This is a genomic window from Kutzneria sp. 744 (genome assembly GCF_000568255.1).
In the GTDB taxonomy this organism is placed as follows: Bacteria; Actinomycetota; Actinomycetes; order Mycobacteriales; family Pseudonocardiaceae; genus Kutzneria.
Genome location: NZ_KK037166.1, coordinates 5,864,135 through 5,883,148, shown reverse-complemented (window position 1 = coordinate 5,883,148; position 19,014 = coordinate 5,864,135). Strand labels below are relative to the sequence as shown.

17 protein-coding genes and 2 pseudogenes are annotated in these 19,014 nt (G+C 70.2%); 14 read left to right on the top strand and 5 right to left on the bottom strand.

From position 1 onward, the window contains the following. Positions 1-36: 36 nt before the first annotated feature. Positions 37-2,842, bottom strand: a pseudogene (gene leuS, locus KUTG_RS26565) (leucine--tRNA ligase). 166 nt (positions 2,843-3,008) lie between these two features. Here leuS and KUTG_RS26560 point away from each other — a divergent pair. Continuing rightward, positions 3,009-4,352: an outer membrane protein assembly factor BamB family protein gene (locus tag KUTG_RS26560; protein ID WP_052395436.1), complete on the top strand. Its 1,344-nt coding sequence runs from the start codon at positions 3,009-3,011 to the stop codon at positions 4,350-4,352. Here the strand turns inward: KUTG_RS26560 and KUTG_RS26555 are convergent. Then, positions 4,349-5,314: pseudogene (locus KUTG_RS26555) on the bottom strand (esterase-like activity of phytase family protein); the annotation flags it as partial. The gene KUTG_RS26560 and the pseudogene KUTG_RS26555 sit on opposite strands and share 4 nt — an antisense overlap. Before the next feature lie 86 nt (positions 5,315-5,400). Continuing rightward, positions 5,401-5,661, bottom strand: a complete 261-nt coding sequence (locus KUTG_RS63930; RefSeq protein WP_369794515.1) for a hypothetical protein — start codon at positions 5,659-5,661, stop codon at positions 5,401-5,403. Between the two features lie 66 nt (positions 5,662-5,727). Between KUTG_RS63930 and KUTG_RS26545 the strand changes: the two genes are divergently transcribed. Further along, complete coding sequence (locus tag KUTG_RS26545) at positions 5,728-6,135, top strand: SdpI family protein (protein WP_043720536.1); 408 nt, start codon at positions 5,728-5,730, stop codon at positions 6,133-6,135. Positions 6,136-6,154: 19 nt separating this feature from the next. Here KUTG_RS26545 and KUTG_RS26540 read toward each other — a convergent pair whose 3' ends face one another. Then, positions 6,155-6,727 (bottom strand): YqgE/AlgH family protein, encoded by a 573-nt coding sequence (locus KUTG_RS26540; RefSeq protein WP_043720533.1) that lies wholly within the window; start codon positions 6,725-6,727, stop codon positions 6,155-6,157. A gap of 72 nt (positions 6,728-6,799) precedes the next feature. Between KUTG_RS26540 and KUTG_RS26535 the strand changes: the two genes are divergently transcribed. Continuing rightward, entirely contained in the window at positions 6,800-8,083 is a 1,284-nt protein-coding gene (locus KUTG_RS26535) for an MFS transporter (RefSeq protein ID WP_369794514.1), read from the top strand. Between the two features lie 16 nt (positions 8,084-8,099). Here the strand turns inward: KUTG_RS26535 and KUTG_RS26530 are convergent, their stop codons facing one another. Next, entirely contained in the window at positions 8,100-9,551 is a 1,452-nt protein-coding gene (locus KUTG_RS26530; RefSeq protein ID WP_369794513.1) for a CCA tRNA nucleotidyltransferase, read from the bottom strand. A 92-nt stretch (positions 9,552-9,643) separates the two neighbouring features. Here KUTG_RS26530 and KUTG_RS26525 point away from each other — a divergent pair, with 92 nt between their 5' ends. From KUTG_RS26525 to KUTG_RS26475, 11 genes are all read left to right on the top strand, one after another. Next, positions 9,644-10,174, top strand: a complete 531-nt coding sequence (locus KUTG_RS26525) for an NUDIX hydrolase (RefSeq protein WP_043720527.1) — start codon at positions 9,644-9,646, stop codon at positions 10,172-10,174. A 73-nt stretch (positions 10,175-10,247) separates the two neighbouring features. Further along, positions 10,248-10,934 (top strand): COG1361 family protein, encoded by a 687-nt coding sequence (locus KUTG_RS26520; protein WP_043720524.1) that lies wholly within the window; start codon positions 10,248-10,250, stop codon positions 10,932-10,934. Further along, positions 10,841-12,415: a DUF6049 family protein gene (locus KUTG_RS26515; RefSeq protein ID WP_043720521.1), complete on the top strand. Its 1,575-nt coding sequence runs from the start codon at positions 10,841-10,843 to the stop codon at positions 12,413-12,415. Before KUTG_RS26520 ends, KUTG_RS26515 begins: the two co-directional genes overlap by 94 nt. Next, a complete protein-coding gene (gene murJ / locus KUTG_RS26510; protein ID WP_063753567.1) occupies positions 12,412-14,070 on the top strand; it encodes a murein biosynthesis integral membrane protein MurJ in 1,659 nt (552 codons plus the stop codon). The genes KUTG_RS26515 and murJ overlap by 4 nt, the downstream gene beginning before the upstream one ends. Before the next feature lie 70 nt (positions 14,071-14,140). Then, the gene (locus KUTG_RS26505) at positions 14,141-14,926 is read left to right on the top strand and encodes a protein kinase family protein (protein ID WP_198047317.1); all 786 of its coding nucleotides are present in this window, start codon (positions 14,141-14,143) and stop codon (positions 14,924-14,926) included. A gap of 317 nt (positions 14,927-15,243) precedes the next feature. Next, a complete protein-coding gene (locus KUTG_RS26500) occupies positions 15,244-15,660 on the top strand; it encodes a hypothetical protein (RefSeq protein WP_157494783.1) in 417 nt (138 codons plus the stop codon). A gap of 54 nt (positions 15,661-15,714) precedes the next feature. Beyond that, a complete protein-coding gene (gene sigM / locus KUTG_RS26495) occupies positions 15,715-16,326 on the top strand; it encodes an RNA polymerase sigma factor SigM (protein ID WP_043720519.1) in 612 nt (203 codons plus the stop codon). Then, complete coding sequence (locus KUTG_RS26490) at positions 16,323-17,126, top strand: hypothetical protein (protein WP_043720516.1); 804 nt, start codon at positions 16,323-16,325, stop codon at positions 17,124-17,126. Before sigM ends, KUTG_RS26490 begins: the two co-directional genes overlap by 4 nt. A gap of 147 nt (positions 17,127-17,273) precedes the next feature. After that, positions 17,274-18,233, top strand: a complete 960-nt coding sequence (gene trxB / locus KUTG_RS26485) for a thioredoxin-disulfide reductase (RefSeq protein ID WP_369794512.1) — start codon at positions 17,274-17,276, stop codon at positions 18,231-18,233. Between the two features lie 30 nt (positions 18,234-18,263). Then, complete coding sequence (gene trxA / locus KUTG_RS26480) at positions 18,264-18,590, top strand: thioredoxin (RefSeq protein WP_043720510.1); 327 nt, start codon at positions 18,264-18,266, stop codon at positions 18,588-18,590. Between the two features lie 203 nt (positions 18,591-18,793). Further along, positions 18,794-19,014, top strand: a 221-nt coding sequence (locus KUTG_RS26475; protein ID WP_043720507.1) for a peptidoglycan-binding domain-containing protein, incomplete at its 3' end; no start/stop codon positions are given.

The window sequence follows — 19,014 nt, the reverse complement described above, 5'->3', positions numbered from 1 at the left end:
GTCCGTTCGCGACAGTCGCGAACGGACCCTGCAGCATCACGCGACGATGTTGACCAGGCGGCCCGGTACCACGATGACCTTGCGCGGCTCCTTGCCGCCCAGCAGCTCGGCCACCTTCTCCTCGGCCAGCGCGACCGCCTTGACCTGCTCCTGGTCGGAGTCGGACGGCACGGTGATCCGGGCCTTGACCTTGCCGTTGACCTGGATCGGGTACTCCACGGTGTCGGCGACCAGGTAGCGCTGCTCGGCGACGGGGAACGGACCGTGGGCCAGCGACTCGGGGTGGCCCAGGCGCTGCCACAGCTCCTCGGCGATGTGCGGGCACAGCGGGGGCCAGCATCAGCACCAGCGACTCGGCCACCGACCGAGGCGTGGAGCCGGCCTTGGTCAGGAAGTTGTTCAGCTCGATCAGCTTCGCGCCGGCGGTGTTGTAGCGCATCTCGGCGTAGTCCTCGCGGACGCCGGCAATGGCCTTGTGCAGGGCCCGCAGGGTGTCCTCGTCCGGCTCGACGTCGGTGACCCGCAGCTCACCGGTCTCCTCGTCGACCAGGTTGCGCCACAGCCGCTGCAGGAAGCGCTGGGCGCCGACGACGTCCTTGGTCGCCCACGGCCGAGAGACCTCCAGCGGCCCCATGGACATCTCGTACAGCCGGAAGGTGTCGGCCCCGTAGTTGTCGCACATCTCGTCCGGGGTGACGACGTTCTTCAGGCTCTTGCCCATCTTGCCGTACTCGCGGTTGACTTCTTCGTCCTGCCAGAAGAACTTGCCGTCCCGCTCGACCACCTCGTCGGCCGGCACGTACACACCGCGCGCGTCGGTGTAGGCGTAGGCCTGGATGTAACCCTGGTTGAACAGGCGGCGGTACGGCTCGTCGGAGCTGACCTCGCCCAGGTCGAACAGGACCTTCTGCCAGAACCGGGAGTACAGCAGGTGCAGCACGGCATGCTCGACGCCGCCGATGTACAGGTCGACGCCGCCCGGGTCGGTCGGGCCGTGAGACTCCGGGCGCGGGCCCAGCCAGTACTTCTCGTTGACCGGGTCGACGAAGCGGTCGCTGTTGTCGGGGTCCACGTAGCGCAGCTGGTACCAGCAGGAGCCGGCCCAGTTGGGCATGGTGTTGGCGTCGCGGCGGTACATCTTGGGGCCGTCGCCCAGGTCCAGCTCGACGTTCAGCCACTCGGTCGCGCGGGACAGCGGCGGCGACGGCTCGGTGTTGGGGTCGTTGGGGTCGAAGGTCCGCGGCGAGTAGTCGTCCACCTCGGGCAGCTCGACCGGCAGCTGGTCCACGGGGATGTCGTGGGCCACGCCGTCCTCGTCGTAGACGATCGGGAACGGCTCGCCCCAGTAGCGCTGTCGGGAGAACAGCCAGTCGCGCAGCTTGTACTGCACGGTGCCCTCGCCGGCGCCCTGCTCGGTCAGCCACTCGGTGATCGTCTTCTTGGCCTCGACGACGTCCATGCCGTCCAGGAACGAGGAGTTGATCGCCGGTCCGTCGCCGGTGAAGGCCTTGCCCTCGAAGCCTTCCGTCGGCTGCACGGTGCGGATGATGGGCAGGCCGTACACCTCGGCGAAGTCCCAGTCACGGGTGTCCTGGCCCGGCACGGCCATGATCGCGCCGGTGCCGTAGCCCATCAGCACGTAGTCGGCGACGAACACCGGCACGCTGGCCCCGTTGACCGGGTTGACCGCGTACGAGCCGGTGAAGACGCCGGTCTTGTCCTTGTTCTCCTGGCGGTCCAGTTCGGACTTGCGGGAGGCGGCCAGCCGGTACGCCGCAACGGCTTCCGCCGGGGTGGCCGCGCCGCCGGTCCAGCGGGCGTCCACATCGGACGGCCACTCGGCCGTGGTCAGGGCGTCCACCATCGGGTGCTCGGGGGCCAGCACCAGGTAGGTGGCGCCGAACAGGGTGTCGGGCCGGGTGGTGAAGACCTCGATGCTGTCCGCGCCGGCCGCGAAGCGCACCCGGGCGCCGTGCGAGCGGCCGATCCAGTTGCGCTGCATCGACTTGATCTTGTCCGGCCAGTCCAGCCGGTCCAGGTCGTCGACCAGACGGTCGGCGTAGGCGGTGATGCGCATCATCCACTGGCGCAGGTTGCGCCGGAACACCGGGAAGTTGCCGCGCTCGCTGCGGCCGTCCGCGGTGACCTCCTCGTTGGACAGCACGGTGCCCAGCCCCGGGCACCAGTTCACCGGCGCCTCGGACAGGTAGGCCAGCCGCTGCGAGTCGATGCGGGCACGCCGCTCGCCGGCCGACAGCGTGGCCCAGGACGGGTCCTTGGCGTACTCCGCCTCCAGCTCGGCGATCGGCCGCGCGCGACCGGCCTGGGTGTCGTACCAGGAGTTGTAGATGCGCAGGAAGATCCACTGCGTCCAGCGGTAGTACTCCGGGTCGATGGTGGAGATCCGGCGGCGCTCGTCGTGACCCAGGCCCACCCGGCGGATCTGCCGCAGGTAGGTGGCGATGTTGTCCTCGGTCGTCTTGCGCGGGTGCTGCCCGGTGGCCACGGCGTACTGCTCGGCCGGCAGGCCGAACGCGTCGAAGCCCATGGTGTGCAGCACGTTGCGGCCGTTCATCCGGTGGAACCGGGCGAACACGTCGGTGCCGATGAAGCCCAGGGGGTGGCCGACGTGCAGGCCCGCGCCCGACGGGTACGGGAACATGTCCTGCACGAACATCTTGTCGGCCGGCAGCGGCGCGTCGCCGCTCAGCTTGCCGACCGGGTTCGGCGCGTGGAAGGTGCCGTTCTCGTCCCAGTAGCGCTGCCAGCGCTGCTCGAACGCGCCGGCCAGCTCAGCGGTGTAGCGGTGGGCCGGCGCCGCCTCGGCGGTCTGCTCGGTCATCACAAGTGCCTCTCGTCGTACCTGCCCCAGGAAACACAAAACCCTCCAGCCCGGATGGGCATGGAGGGCTGCCGCGCCGACCCGCTTCGTCAGGAGGTCAACGCGGCTGAATAAGGAGCAGATGGACCGTGCTCACCGGGCAAGTTTAGCGCACACTCTGTAGCTCATGCGCTGGGTTTGGATCGGCCTGGTTCTGTCGGTGGCGGCCTGCACCGCGACGCCCCCGCCACCCCCGTTGCCCACCGTCTCGACGACGGTCAACGCCGTGCTGCCGCCGGTGCCCAGCGGCGACTGGCAGACGTTCAACCGGACCAACCAGCGCGAGGGCGTTCAGCCCGACCTCGTGTCGACGGGTCCGCTGTCCTCGGCCTGGCACACCAAGCTGGACGGCGCGGTCTACGGCCAGCCGCTCATCGTGGGCGACCGCGTGCTGGCCGCCACCCAGGGCGACACGATCTACTCGCTGGACGCGGCCACGGGCAAGATCCAGTGGCAGACCCGATTAGGCACCCCGATGCCCCGCAAGGGCCTGCCCTGCGGCGACATCGACCCGGTGGGCATCACCGGGGCCATGGCCTACGACCGGTTCACCGGCCGGGTGTACGCGGTGGCCGAGACCGCGGGCGGCAGTCACACGCTGGTCGGCCTGGACCTGGACACCGGCACCGTCGAGGTTCGGGCGAGCGTGGATCCGCCGCGCGGGGACACCACCGCCTATCTCCAGGCCGGTGCGCTGACCGTGACCGACGGCCGGGTCTTCATCCCCTACGGCGGCCTGACCGGGGACTGCGGCAACTACGTCGGCACGGTGATGGCGATACGAACCGACGGCACCGACGCGCACAGCTACACCGTGCCGACCCGACGCAAGGGCGGCTTCGACGGCCCGGCCGGCGGCGTCATGGACAACTCGCGCCTGCTCTACGCGACCGGCGGCGGCTCCTCGACCGGTGGCCAGTACGACGACAGCGACGCGGTGGTGGCGCTGGCCGTCGACAAGCTGAACCGGATCGACATCTTCACGCCGCCGGCCTGGGCCGACGACAACGCCAACAACCTGGACCTCGGCGCCACCAACCCCGTGATGCTCGGCTCGCACGTGGCCGTGACGGGCAACCGCGGCATCACCTACGTGCTGGACCAGTCCGACCTGTCGCATGTGACGTCGCAGCTCAACACCTGCCCGTCGCAGGGCTCGGCGGTGGCGCTGGACAACATGCTGGTCATCCCGTGCGCCACCCCGAGGGCGTTCCTCTGCGACAACGCCGGGCAGCTGACCCCGCTGTGGACCGCCCCGGTCGCCGCGGCCGGCTCCCCGACGGCAGGCGGCGACGCGGTGTGGGTGGTCGATCCGGCCGGCGGCATCCTCTACGCCCTGGCCATGGCGACGGGTGCGGTGCGTGGCCAGGTCCAGATCGGCCCCACACCGCGCTACGCCTCGGCGTCGCTGTCCAAGGACCACGCGTACGTGGGCACGATGGACGGCGTGGCCGCGGTGGCCAGCGCCTAGCGGACGGCCAGCGCGATCACCTGGGTGATCTGGCCCGAGTTGAAGTTGTTGTCGCTGACCAGCAGCAGCGACCGCTCGCCGGTGGGCAGCGTCGGCCCCCACGTGATGCCCTCGACGTTGTCGACCTTGGGCAGGCCCAACGTGTCCAGGTCGACCAGCAGCTTCTTGCTCACCGGCTTGATCTTCTGGCCGGCCAGCGAGGCCACGTCCTTGACGTTGGTGGCGCCCTTGGTGTCGATCTCGTACACCCGGACCTTGTTGCCGACGCCGGTGACGAAGGCCCGCTCGACCATCAGGTAGCGGGTCGGGTCGATCGGGTCGAAGGCGACCATGCTGGAGACGCCGTTGGTGTCGGCCGGGCTCGGGGACGGCGCGAACAGCGGGTCGATCGGGTACGCGTACTGGGCCAGCACCGGGCCGAAGCGGCTCTGCACGGTGATCCGGGTCAGCGCGCCCGAGGTCGCGGTGGGGTCGGGGCCGTCCTGGAGCAGCGGGTCCTCGACCTCGCTGACGAGCAGCGTGCCGGCGCCGGCGTAGGTGATGCCCTCCAGCGTCTGGTTCTGCCGGGGGCCGATGGTGTCGGTGGTCATCCGCTCGTTGGCCGGCAGCGGGTACTGGCCGACGTAGCTGCCGTCCGGCCGGGCCTGGCGGATCGACGGGTCGAGCAGGGTGGTCTGCGGGGTCAGGATCCGCTCGCCCTCCTGGCTCCAGGTCACGTTCCCGGTCCACGGGTCGACACGGAGCTCCTCCGGGTCGACGGTGCCGTCCCGGTCGCAGACCTCGCGGGACGCGGTGCACGGCATCGCGGTCCAGTCCTTGATCGTCGGATAGGTCTTGCCGTCGGGCCGCAGGAACGGGTGCGTCCCGGTGAACTGCACGGAGTTGACGCCGTGCTCGTCCACGTCGATCTTGGCGGTGTAGAACCGGGCCGGGTTGATGGCCGAGCGGTCGTCGCTGATCAGCACGTACTGGCCGGTGCGGGGATCGCGGTCGATTTCCTGTTCGTGGCAAACATGAAACTAACTCCAGGTCATGTCGCAGTCTAGCGCTACAGTTGTACCTGACTGCTCGGTGCCAGCTGCGCTTGCCAGACGGAGCGGTCGTCGCTGATCAGCACGTACTGGCCGGTGCGGGGATCGCGGTCGATGGCCGACAGACCGCCGACGGTGGTGCCCTGGAACGGCAGGTTGAACGGCACGATCTGCTCGCCGAGCAGGCGGACCCGGGACGGGCTCGCGGTCGCGGCGCCCGCGGTCAGTCCGGTCGCCAGCAGTGCCACGGTGGCGATGGTGAGGCTGCGTCTGAACATGGCGTGCAGCACATACGACCGGGGTGAAGTCCTGGTGGCCATGGGATAACGCCTACCCTCCATGGTGTGAACCTCGCAGTCACGACGGTATCGGTGGTTGTCCTGGTCGTCGGCGTGTCCTTCGCCGTGGTCGGCGGGCTCGGCCTGCGCGGCACGCTGCGCCGCAACCGGTTCTTCGGCGTGCGCACGGAGGCGGCGATGCGCAGCGAGGAGGCGTTCAGCCTCGCCAACCGCGTGTCGGGGCTGCCGACCGTGGTCGCCGGCCTGGTCGGTGTGATCGGCTCGGCCACCTCGCTGGCCCTGCACGACTCGATCGTGCCGCTGGCCGTCGGCGTCGTCGGCATGCTGGCGATCGTGGTCGCCGGCGCCGCCACCGGCACCAGGGCCGCCGACGCCCTGCCGGAACCGGAGCCGACGCTACCGGCGGGCTGCGCCGGCTGCGCCTGCGGTGGCTGCAGCCTGGTCAAGGGCTGACACCGACCTGCCCGAACGATCAGTTGCGCAGCACGTCGCCCGGGTGGCTGGCCTGCAGCGCCAGCGGCATGCCCTGGCGGCGCAGCACCCGTCCCCACAGGTCGACGCCCGGCGGCGTGAGCACGTCGCCGGGCAGCCCGGCCACCACGAACCAGTCGCCGCGCTCGATCTCCCCGGACAGCTGGTCGACGTCCCAGCCGGCGTAGCCGGCGAACACTCGTAAACCGCGGACCTTCGACACCAGCGACTCCGGGTCGGAGTCCAGGTCGACCATGGCCACCGGGCCCCGCACCGCGATCACGCCGTCGGTGCTGCCGACGTCCTCGCCGGTGTTGAGCGCGGCCAGGCACAGCGCGGTCTTCTGATCCACCGGTCCGCCGACGAAAACGGCCTGCGGCTTGGTGACGTAGGGACCCCAGGCCGGCAGCACGTCGTGCACCGCGACCTCGCTCGGCCGGTTCAGCACCACGCCGAGCGTGCCCGCGCCCCGGTGGTCGATGACGTAGACCACGGTGCGGCGGAAGTTGGAGTCGAGCAGTTTCGGCGAGGCCACCAGCAGTGAACCGGGCTCGACATCGCGGTCGGGGCGCACGCCGCCATGATCCCACTAAGCGGGAGCGTCATATCGGGGACCGCGCCGATGTCCGGCACGTAGTCTGCTGCCGTGGTCGCAGACGGACACGCCGTGCGCAGGATGCTGGGTGATCCGGGCTTCCGGCGGCTGCTGTTCTGCCGGCTGTCCTCGCAGTGGGCCGACGGCCTGTTCCAGGCCGGGCTGGCCGGCGCGGTGCTGTTCAATCCGGAGCGCCAGGCCGATCCGCTGGCCATCGCCGGCGGCTTCGCGGTGATCCTCGTCCCGTACTCGGTGGTCGGCCCGTTCGCGGGGGCGCTGCTGGACCGGTGGGACCGGCGGCGGCTGCTGATCGTCGCGAACTTCCTTCGGGTGATTCTGGTGATGCTGTCGGCCGCGGCCGACGGTTTCGGGCTGAGCAACGGCCCGCTGTACGCCGCCGCGCTGCTGGTGATGGGCGCCAGCCGGTTCATCGGCGCGGGCCTTTCGGCGGCGCTGCCGCACGTGGTGGAGCCGAGGGATCTGGTCACCGGCAACTCGATGGTGGCGACGTTGGCCTCCGCGGCGGCGGCGATCGGCGGCGCGACGGCCTTCGGGCTGCGCAACGTGCTCGGCGCGGGCAACGTCGGATCCGCGCAGGTGACGGCCGTGGCGATCGTCGGCGCGCTGGTGTCGGCGCTGTTCGCGGCCCAGTTCGCGGCCGGCGTGCTCGGCCCGGACGAGGTCGACGAGTCGAACGTGGCGTTCATCGCGGTGGCCAAGGGCATGGTCGACGGCGGCCGGGCGGCGCTGCGCGTGCCAAGCGTGGCGGCGGGCTTCATCGCACTGACCGCGCACCGCATCGCCTACGGCGCGTCCCTGCTGGTCATCGTGTTGCTGATGAAGTTCGCGCTGCACAGCAACGGCATGATGCGGGCCGGCGCGGGCGGGCTGACCGAGGCCGTGGCCGCCGGCGCCGGCGGTCTGGTCGTAGCCGGTTTCTTCACGCCGGGGCTGGTGCGACGGTTCGGCCGGCCGGCCGTGGTGAGCGCCGGGCTGGTGGTGGCCTGCATCGGCCTGGTCGGGTTCGGCCTGCCGATGACCGTGCCGTCGCTGCTGGTGGCCACCTTCGTCGTCACGTTCTGCGGCCAGACGGTGAAGCTGAACGTGGACGCGGCCATCCAACGCGACGTGGCCGACCAGTCCCGGGGCCGGGTGTTCGCGGTCTCCGACACGGTCTTCAACGCGGCGATGGTCGTCGGCGTCGCGGTGGTGGCCACCATCGTGCCGCCCGACGGCCGGTCGCCGGGCGTGGTGATCGGCACCGCCGCGGTGTACCTGCTCGGGCTGGCCGGCTACCGGCTGGTGCTGCGGGCCCACCCCAACAGCCCCCGTTGACGTTTCACATGAAACATCAGTCCGGGACGTCGACGCCCTGCTCCCGGGCCCACGCGAACAGCTCGGCCACGGCCACGTCGTGCTCCAGCGGCCCGCGGTCGAGGCGGAGGTCCTTGAGGAACGTCCAGGCCTTGCCGACGATCGGGCCCGGTGGCACGTTCAGCAGCCGCATGATCTCGTTGCCGTCCAGGTCCGGCCGCACGCGGGCCAGGTCCTCGTCGGCCGCGATGCGGGCGATGCGCTCCTCCAGCTCGTCGTAGGTCCGCTGGAGGTGCTGCGCCTTGCGCTTGTTGCGCGTGGTGCAGTCGGCCCGCACCAGCTTGTGCAGGCGGGACAGCAGCGGCCCGGCGTCGGTGACGTAGCGGCGCACCGCGGAGTCGGTCCACTCGCCCTTGCCGTAGCCGTGGAAGCGCAGGTGCAGGAACACCAGCTGGGACACGTCGGTGACGATCTCCTTGCTGTACTTCAGCTCCCGCAACCGCTTGCGCACCATCTTCGCCCCGACCACCTCGTGGTGGTGGAAGCTGACGCCGCCGCCCTCCTCGAACCGCCGCGTCGCCGGCTTGCCGATGTCGTGCAGCAGCGCGGCCAGCCGCAGGATCAGGTCCGGGCCGTCCTCCTCCTGGGCGATCGCCTGGTCCAGCACGACCAGCGAGTGCTGGTAGACGTCCTTGTGCTGGTGGTGCTCGTCGATCTCCAGCCGCATCTCCGGCAGCTCGGGCAGCACGTGGGCGGCGAGCCCGGTCTGCACCAGCAGCTCGATGCCCAGCTTCGGGTACGCGCCGCAGAGCAGCTTGGACACTTCGGTCTGCACCCGCTCCGCGGTGATGCGGGTGATCTGGTCGGCCATCGACGTCATGGCCTCGACCACGCGGGGCGCGGGCGTGAAGCCCAGTTGGCTGACGAAGCGGGCGGCCCGCAGCATGCGCAGCGGGTCGTCGGCGAAGGACTCCTGCGGGGTGGCCGGCGTGTCCAGCACCTTGGCCGCGAGCGCGTCCATGCCGCCGTACGGGTCGACAAAGCGCCTTTCGGTCAGCTCGACGGCCATCGCGTTCACGGTGAAGTCGCGGCGCAGCAGGTCGGCCTCGATGGAGTCGCCGAAGGTCACCTCGGGATTGCGGCTGACCCGGTCGTAGGCGTCGGCCCGGAAGGTGGTGACCTCCAGTTGGTGGCCGTCCTTGGCCAGGCCGACCGTGCCGTAGGCGATGCCGGTCTCCCAGACCGCGTCCGCCCAGGACCGAACGAGTGACAGCACCTGCTGCGGCCGGGCGTCGGTGGTGAAGTCCAGGTCATTGCCCATCCGGTCGAGCAACACGTCGCGCACCGGCCCGCCGACCAGGTACAGCCGGTGGCCCGCGGCCGCGAAACGGGCGGCCAGCTCCTCGGCGACGGGGGCGACGCGCAGCAGTTCCACGACGGCATTCTCACGCACGGAGTCGGACAGGTCGGGGGAATTCGAACCGGGCACGACAAGGCAGCGTATCGGTAGCGCATGCCGGTGTCGGAGCGCGATCGCCCTGCAACGGCCAGCACACGGGACTGACCACTACCATCGCGTGCATGTCCCCGTCGACCGGTCGTTCCGGCGGAACCAAGCCGGGGCGCCGCAACCGGCGCCGGGGCCGTCGGCTGCGAACCGTCGACGAGACCTCGGCCGGTGGGCTGGTGCTCGACGAGGCGCACGGGGCCGCTGCGATCATTGGCAGGCTCGACCGGCGCGGTCGGCTGCTGTGGTCGCTGCCCAAGGGGCACATCGAGGCCGGTGAGACGTCCGAGCAGACCGCGATTCGCGAGGTCGGCGAGGAGACCGGCATCGAGAGCAAGGTCCTGCGCACCCTCGGCACGATCGACTACTGGTTCGTGGCCGAGGACCGCCGGGTGCACAAGACGGTCCACCACTTCCTGCTCGAAGCGGTGGGCGGAGAACTGTCAGACGAGGACGTGGAGGTCACCGAGGTGGCATGGGTGCCGCTGGGCGAGCTGGACGACTTGCTCGCCTACGCCGACGAGCGCCGCCTGGTGCGGCTGGCGCTCGACCTGCTCTCCGACGGGTCAGCCTCCAGCGAGCGTTCCGGGGCGGAGACAGCGTGAGCGAGCTTGCGAGCTCACCATTGAGCACAGGGAAATCTTTCAGGCGTTCGCCGAGCGCTGGCGAGGTGAACGCGTGAAAAAGCTGCTGGCCGCGGTCGCGGCCGCCGGCATCGCGACGCTGACTCTCGCCCCGTCGAATGCCACCGCTCAGGAGTCCGACCAGCAGAACCGCATCAGGATCGACATCAGCCAGGTCACACCTGAGCCCGTCACCTCGGGCCAGCCGGACGCGATCACGGTCAGCGGCAAGCTGACCAACGTCGGCGACCGCCGGGTGTCCAAGGCCGAGGTCCGCCTGGAGCGTGGCGACCGGCTGGACGAGAACGGGCTGCGCACGGCCCTGTCCAAGCCCCAGACCGGCGTCAAGTTCAGCAACTTCCAGCCGGCCGCGCCGTCGTTGGCCCCCGGCCAGTCGGCCACCTTCACCGTCAACGTCACGCTGCACGCCCCCAGCGCGAACAGCCTGGAGATCGACGCGCCCGGCGTGTACCCGCTGATGGTCAACGTCAACGGCGTGCCGGACTTCGGCGGGCTGGCCAAGGTCGGCCAGGCCACCACCGTGCTGCCGGGTGCTGTCGCTGCCCGGCGGCGAGGGCATGGCCAAGCCGCAGACGCCGGCCAAGGTCAGCGTGCTGTGGCCGCTGTCCGACCGACGACGGCAGTGCCGTGCTCACCGACGACGACATGGCCGGCGAGCTGGCCGCGGGTGGTCGGCTGGACGGCCTGCTCGGCGCGTACGAGCAGGCGTCGTTCGGGCTGACCCAGGCCATCTGCCTGGCCATCGACCCCGACCTTGTGACCACCGTGCAGGCGATGGCCGCCGGCTATCACGTGCAGGCGCCGGGCGGGCAGGTCGCCGGCAAGGGGCAGGCCGCCGCGCACGCCTGGCTGGACCGCCTCAAGCAGGATGTGCCGGGCCGCTGCGTGTTCGCCCTGCCCGGGGCCGACGCCGACCTGAACGCCCTGGCCCGCGCCGGCGGCACCCCGCTCGTGCAGTACGCGCTGGCCGGCACCGTGCTGCGTCAGGCGCTGGGTGTCGCCCCGCTGACCGGCATGACCTGGCCGATCGACGGCCAGCTGGATCCGAAGACGCTGGCCGCGTTCACCGACAACTCGCAGCAGACGCTGGACAGCGACCTGCTCAAGAGCGCCAAGGTGAGCAGCGTCCTGCTGTCGTCGGCCACCGTGCCCGGCTCGGACCCGACGCAGCTGGGCGACAAGGGCCCGCGTGTGATCCGCATCGACGACCTGGTCACGGCCGCGCTGGCCAACGGCCCGGCGGCGGCGCTGTCCGCGCTTCAGCTGCACACGGGCTCGGCGTCGCCGATCGTGATCGCCCCGCCGCACCAGTGGACCGCCTCCAAGGCGGACGCACAGTCCCTGCTTGAAGGCGTCCAGACGATGGTCGACCAGCAGTACCTGTCGGCCGCCGGGCTGGCGTCGCTGGCCTCGGGCCCGACACCGAGCGCGAAGGTCGCCCCCGGCTACTCCGCGCAGGGCGCTGAGCTGTCCGAGGTCGCCGCCCGCGACGTGGCCGAGACGACCACCCACGCGTGGGACGTCTACGACTCGCTCCAGCAGGACCCGACCCGTCCCGACACACCTGAGCAGGTGATGTCGCCCACGTTCGACGCCCTGCTGCGGGCCGCCTCGGGCGCCTGGCGGGGCAACGACGCCGGCGCGGCCGCCGCCGCATCGGTGTCGGCCGGGCTGTTGGCCGGCATCGAGGGCCAGGTCGGCGTCGTGCAGCCGCGCAGCCCCATCACGCTGGCCTCCGAGGACAGCCCGCTGCCGGTGCGCATGGTCAACAACCTGCCGGTGCGGGTGAAGGTCAGCGTGAAGTTCCAGTCGCTGAGCGGGGTCACCGCCCCGCCCTCGTTCCAGTGGATCTCCGCCGGCCTGCCCCGCGACGTGCTGATCAACTCCACCGTGTCCCGCAGCGGCCGCTTCACCGCGACGGTCTCGCTGAGCACCACCTCCGGCCGGACCGCGCTGGGCGGCCCGGCCCGCATCGAGCTGACGTCCACCGCGTTCGGCACGGTCAACCTGGTGATCACCGGTATCGCCGCCGCGGCGCTGTTCGGCCTGTCCGGACGGCGCATCTACCGTCGAATCGCCGCGTCCCGCAAGCGCAAGGAGCAGCCGGAGGCCCCCGCCGAGGCCACCGAGCCGGTGCACGCTCCCGTTCCCGAGAAGCTGACCGCCGGCGTGCCCGGCGACGAAAGGTCGAGCGAGAGTTGAGCGAGCCGGCGACCATCGTCATCAGAGCGGCGGATCTCCAGGGAGAGCAGACCCCGTCACTGGCCAAGGCGAGCGGTTCGATGGCCGTCGCCACGCTGATCAGCCGGGTCACCGGTTTCGGCTGGCGGCTGGCCCTGACCGTGCTGCTGGGCATCACCGCCACCCAGGACGCCTACAACGCGGCCAACAACTTCCCGAACATGATCTACGAGCTTTTCGTCGGCAACGTGCTGACCAGCGTGATGATCCCGGTGCTGATCAAGGCCAGGCACGACGACGAGGACAAGGGCGTCGCGTACACCCAGCGCCTGGTCACCATGGGCACCGTCATGCTGCTGGCCGTCACGGTGCTGGCGGTGGCCTGCGCGCCGCTGCTGACCCAGGTGTTCGTGGACAGCTCGTCCGGCCAGTCCCGGCCCGAGGTGGTCACCGCCTTCGGCTACCTGGTGCTGCCGGAGATCCTGTTCTACGGGATCAGCGCCCTGTTCAGCGCCATCCTCAACGCGCAGAACATCTTCAAGGCGCCGGCCTGGGCCCCGGTGGCCAACAACGTGATCATGTTCGGCACGCTGGCCGCCTACGTGATCCTGCCGGGCGACCGCGACCTGAACCCGTTCCACTTCACCGACGCCAAGTTCCTGGTGCTGGGCATCGGCAGCTCGCTGGGCGTGGCCGCGCAGGCCGTCGTGCTGGTGCCGGCGCTGCTGCGCAGCGGCTTCAAGCTGCGCTGGCGGTGGGGTTGGGACAAGCGGATCACCCAGTTCGGCGGCCTGATGGGCTGGGCCTTCGGCTACGTGCTGGTCAGCCAGGTCACGGTGTGGGCGACCACCCGGGTGGCCACCGGCGCGGCCGGCGGCGGCCTGTCGATCTACCTCCAGTCGTGGAACCTGCTCCAGGTGCCCTACGGCGTGCTGGGCGTGTCCCTGCTCACCGCGATCATGCCGAAGATGAGCCAGGCCGCCGCCGAGGGCGACGTGCCCGGCGTGCTGGACTACCTGTCGCAGGGCAGCCGGCTGACCGCCGTGATGCTGGTCCCGATCAGCGCGCTGATGACCGTGCTCGGGCCGGCCATGGGCGTGGCGCTGTTCTCGATCAAGTCCTCGGAGTCCACGGGCGCCTTCGAGCTGGGTTTAGGCGTGACGGCGTCGGCCTTCCTGCTGCTGCCCTACGCCGTCACACTGCTTCAGCTGCGGGTGTTCTACGCGTTCAACGACTCGCGCACGCCGACCGTGCTGCGCCTGTTCATGGTGATCTTCCAGGTCCCACTGACCTTCGCCTGCCCGTTCGTGCTCCCCGCCCAGGACGTGGTCTACGGCATCGCCTGCGTCAACGGCCTCACCTACGTCGTCGGCATGGTGCTGGGGGAGCTGTGGCTGCGCCGCCGGTTCGGCAAGCTCGGCAGCCGCCGTGTGGTGAAGACCTACGTCAAGACCAGCGTCAGCTCCGTGTGGGGCGCCGCGGTGGCACTCGCCGTGGCCCTGGTGGTTACCCGATACATTCCCGGGGGTATCCACCGCGCGGGTGGCGCTTGGTTGACCGTCGTCGGCGGCGGTCTGCTGGGCCTCGCCTGCGCATTCGGCATGATGACCTTGCTCAGGGTGCACGAACTTCAGCCGGCGCTGAGCCGAATCACCCGATTCGTGCGACGGACCTGAGGGTTCACCCAGGGCCCGACCGACCGGTTTCACGTACCCTCGACCCCGAGCGGGACGGGAGAAGCACGCGGTGAGCACCTGGCCGACCGAGATGGCCCCGCCCGGCAGAGAAACTGCCGGGCCGCCCAGCCATGCCCTCCTGCCGGGCGGCATGGTCGGCGACGGCCGCTACCGGCTGCTCCACTACTCCGGCACGGACGCCCGCTGCAACGCGCAGCTGTGGCGAGCCCGCGACGGGCAACTGGGCCGGGACGTCGCACTGACCGTGTTGCTCGGCAATCAGGCTGACGCACGCGCGGCCGCGAGGGTTCGACGGACCGTCGAGCGGGCCATGCACGCCGCCAGCTACGCCCACCCCGGCGTGTCCCGGATCCTGGACGTGCTCAGCCCCGGCAACGGCATCACGCCGCGGGAGCAGATCCTCGGCATCATCGTCGCCGAGTGGACCAACGGCACCGACCTGATCGACCTCATCGCCGACGGGCCGCTGCCCGCCGCCACCGCGTCCCGCCTGCTGGAGCCGCTGGCCGCCGGCGTCGAGGGCGCGCACCACGCCGGCCTCGTGCTGGGCACCGAGCACCCGCAGCGGATCCGCGTGACCCCCGAGGGCCAGCTCCGGCTGGCCTTCCCCGGGCCGCGGGCCGAGGCGACGTCCCGTGACGACGTGAAGGGAATCTTTTTCACCGTTTTAGGGCACTATGGGGCTCTACTCTCCCGTGAACCGACTCACATATCCGTTGCCTCTCGCGATGATGGACAAACGGACCTCGTTCCGCGCCATTTCTACTATGCAAAAATACACATGATGCGACTTTTTGAGGCAATCTGGGAATTTTGCCTGACTTCGATGCCCTAAGCGGGAATAGCGGACGAAATCTGCAGCAAGGTGCCTTCCCTAAATCCCGAATGTATCGGAAACGGTCCGAAGATGGGAATCAGGGCCACCGCCCAACCATTCTGAGCGGTAGGACCTTCATAAAATACCGTAACACTGGTATCAACATTTGGTGCTGGGCTGGGTCGCCATGCAGGTCGTCGGCTCTCAACGAGAACAACACCAAGGGCGACGGCGGCCCGCCGCGTGGTCATCAGCCAGGTCGTGCCGACCAGCGAGAACAAGCAGTCCATCAACACGCCCCCACGCCGACCTCCGGCCCGGTGAAGCCGGCCGGCGTGAGCGTGTTCAACGTGGCCAGCGACCCCGACAGCCCGACCAAGGGCGCACTGGCCATCGACGGCGACCCCAACACGTCGTGGCGCACGGACAAGTACCTGAACAACTTCCCGGCCCTGAAGCCGGGCATCGGCCTGATGGCCACCTTCAGCCAGCCGGTCAAGCTGGCCCAGGTCGTCATCACCTCGCCCAGCGCCAACACCAAGATCGAGATCCGCACCGCGTCCAGCGCCCAGCCGCAGCTCCAGCAGACGCTGGTCGTCGGCAGCGGCACGCTGACCGCGGGGGAGACCACGATTCCGGTGAAGATGGCCTCGCCCAGCGACCGCGTCATCGTGTGGATCACCACCATGAGCCCCAGCGGCAAGCTCTGGGCCTCGCAGCTGTCGGAAGTGAAGTTCATCGGCGCGCGGTGATCACCCGTTCGGCCGCGTCAAAGGGCCTGAACGCAGGACCGATATCCTCACCGGGTGACCGCAGCCGCCAGCTCGGACGCCGACCTGATAGCGGCTCATGCCGCCGGCGATCCGCACGCTTTCGGGGAGCTGGTCAGGCGACATCGGGATCGGATGTGGGCGGTGGCCGTTCGCACCCTGCGCGATCCGGACGAGGCGGCTGACGCACTCCAGGAGGCCTTCATCTCGGCGTTTCGCGCCGCCGGGTCGTTCCGTGCCGAATCGCAGGTGACGACCTGGCTGCACCGCATCGTGGTCAACGCCTGCCTCGACCGGATCCGCCGCCGCAAGCCGACCGTGCCGCTGCCGGAGGCCGGCGGGCAGGAACCCAGCGTCCCCCGCGACGCCGTGTCGGAGCTGCAGACCCGGATGGTCGTTCAGGAGGCGTTGCACGAGCTGCCCGCCGAGCAGCGCGTGCCCATCGTCATGGTCGACGTCGAGGGATACTCCGTGGCGGAGACTGCCAAGATGCTGGGTATCGCCGAGGGCACGGTGAAAAGCCGCTGCGCACGGGGCCGGACGAAGCTGGCGAAACTTCTCGGGCACCTGCGGAACCCAAGTGCAGATGCGAACGTCCCAGGTAGTGCACCGGGTTCGCATCCGCAACGCCACTGGGAGGGCCGATGAACGGGGATTCGCCCCACGGTGGGCAGCCGTGGTCCGTTGACCTGCTCGCCGACCTGCACGCCGACGGTGGCGATCGGTCCGGTCTCGACGCCGACGCCCTCGCGGTGCTGGCCGCCCTCGACGCCACCCAGGCCGAGCTGGCCTCGTTGCCGCCGATGCGCATGCCCGATGACGTCGCCGCCCGTCTGGACGCCGCCCTGGCGGCCGAGGCCGCTGCCCGCAGCGACGCCACGCCCCCGCACGGCATTCCGCTGGCCGCTGTGCCGCCCCCTGTTCCCTTGCGACCGGCCGCCGGCCCCATGACGCCGCCGCAGCCGCCGATCGCGCCCGTGGTCAACCTGGCCGACGCCCGCCAACGCCGCAACCGTCTGTTGGGCATCGCCGGTGGCGTGGTCACCGCCGCCGCGGTGGCCATCGGCATCGTGGTGGTCACCGTGCCCGGCGGCGACACCGCCGGCACGCCGCAGGCCATCCCCAACACCAGCATCCAGACCGACCCGCACAACGGCCCGCTGGCCTTGCACAGCACCGACCTGCCCGGCGCCGGCGTCAAGGCGCTCGGGGCCCAGGACTACGGGCCGTTCGCCGACGCCGGCAGGCTCAGCGCCTGCCTGACCGCCAACGGCCTGGACGGCGCGGCCAAGCCGCTGTTCGGCCGCCAGGCCACGGTCGACGGCAAGCCGGCCGAGATGCTGCTGCTGCCGACCGGCAAGGCCGCCCGCTACCAGCTGCTGGTGGTCGGCACGGACTGCGCCGCCGGCAAGCCCTCGACGCTCGCCAACTCGACCATCGGCGGCTGACACAGCGTTGTTGTCTTCTTGGAGTGACGGCCGGCCTGGTGCCGGCCGTCACTCTCCGGTGTGGAATGCCGGGCACCTACCATCGCGTTCTAGGGATTGTCTGGCGAGCGCGATACGGAGGTCGTGTCAGTGGCGGCGGAATCAGAAGTGCGGGACCTGATCATCGTCGGGTCCGGCCCCGCGGGCTACACCGCGGCGGTCTACGCGGCCAGGGCCCAGTTGGCGCCCCTGGTGTTCGAGGGGACCCAGTTCGGCGGCGCCCTGATGACCACGACCGAGGTGGAGAACTACCCCGGCTTCCGTGACGGCATCATGGGTCCCGACCTCATGGAGCAGATGCGGGCGCAGGCCGAGCGCTTCGGAGCCGAGCTACGCACCGAGGACGTGGAACAGGTCGAGCTGACCGGCGACATCAAGTACGTCACGGCCAACGGCGTGCGCCACGCGGCCCGTGCGGTGGTGCTCGCGATGGGCGCGGCCGCTCGCTACCTGAACATTCCGGGCGAGCAGAAGCTGCTGGGCCGTGGCGTGTCGGCCTGTGCCACCTGTGACGGCTTCTTCTTCCGCGACCAGGACATCGCAGTCGTCGGCGGCGGCGACTCGGCGATGGAGGAGGCCACCTTCCTCACCCGCTTCGCCCGCAGCGTGACGGTCATCCACCGGCGCGAGGAGTTCCGCTCCTCCCGGATCATGCTTGAGCGCGCCCGGGCCAACGAGAAGATCAAGTGGCAGCTGAACACCGAGGTTCTCGAGGTGCTCGGCGACACCACCGTCACCGGCGTGAAGGTCCGCGACACGCAGACCGGCGTCGAGTCGGAACTGCCGGTCACCGGCCTGTTCATGGCCATCGGGCACGACCCGCGCAGCGCGCTGGTCGCCGATCAGCTCGACCTGGACGAGGCCGGCTACGTGCAGGTCCAGGCGCCGTCCACCTACACCAAGCTCGACGGCGTCTTCGCGGCCGGCGACCTGGTCGACCACACCTACCGGCAGGCCATCACCGCCTCCGGCTCGGGTTGCGCGGCGGCCATCGACGCTGAACGCTGGCTGGCCGAGCACGCCGACGCCGTAGCCGAGCCCGAGGCGACCGCCGTCCCCGTCAACTGACATCCCCCTTCGACCCCGTAGGAGATCACCATGGCCGGCAACACCGTCATCGTCACGGACAAGTCCTTCGACGCCGACGTCATCAAGAGCGACAAGCCGGTGCTCGTCGACTTCTGGGCGACGTGGTGCGGCCCGTGCAAGATGGTCGCTCCGGTGCTCGAGGAGATCGCGGGCGAGCACGCCGACAAGCTGACCGTGGCCAAGCTGGACATCGACGCCAACCCTGAGATCGCCCGCAAGTACCAGATCATGTCGGTGCCGACCATGATGCTGTTCCAGGGCGGCGAGCCGGTGAAGCAGATCGTGGGCGCCAAGCCGAAGGCCGCGATGCTGGCGGAGCTGTCGTCCGTGCTGTGACACGCCGAGAGGCAACCCTTTCGAGTGGCCCGTGCGTCTTACTCTCTGACGCACGGGCCACCGCTCGTCTGGGCCGTTCGGACCAGCTCCGTAATGGGCCGAACGCTCTGAGTAGCCCCGTTCTGAGCATTGTCACGGACAGGGCACAATGAAGCGTCCACACCGCGCCGGAGGTATCCGGCGCCCTAGACGAGCGAGGGTGTATGCAGGTTCTCCGTCGCGGTGACGTCGGTCCGGCTGTTGCCGAGATCAGGTCGACTCTCATCGCGCTGGGGCTGCTGTCCGGGAACCCGCAGGACGGCGAGATCGTCTTCGACGCCGAGGTCGAGCACGCCGTGCGTGCCTTCCAACAGCAGCGGGGCCTGATCACCGACGGCCTGGTCGGCCCGGCCACCTACGCGTCCCTGCGCGCCGCCACCTATCA

Excerpts from the sequence above, each read along its gene's own strand:
- KUTG_RS26560 (WP_052395436.1), top strand. The coding sequence starts at position 3,009 with ATGCGCTGGGTTTGGATCGGCCTGGTTCTGTCGGTGGCGGCCTGCACC.
- KUTG_RS63930 (WP_369794515.1), bottom strand. The coding sequence starts at position 5,661 with ATGTTCAGACGCAGCCTCACCATCGCCACCGTGGCACTGCTGGCGACC.
- KUTG_RS26525 (WP_043720527.1), top strand. The coding sequence starts at position 9,644 with ATGTCCCCGTCGACCGGTCGTTCCGGCGGAACCAAGCCGGGGCGCCGC.
- KUTG_RS26490 (WP_043720516.1), top strand. The coding sequence starts at position 16,323 with ATGAACGGGGATTCGCCCCACGGTGGGCAGCCGTGGTCCGTTGACCTG.
- trxA (WP_043720510.1), top strand. The coding sequence starts at position 18,264 with ATGGCCGGCAACACCGTCATCGTCACGGACAAGTCCTTCGACGCCGAC.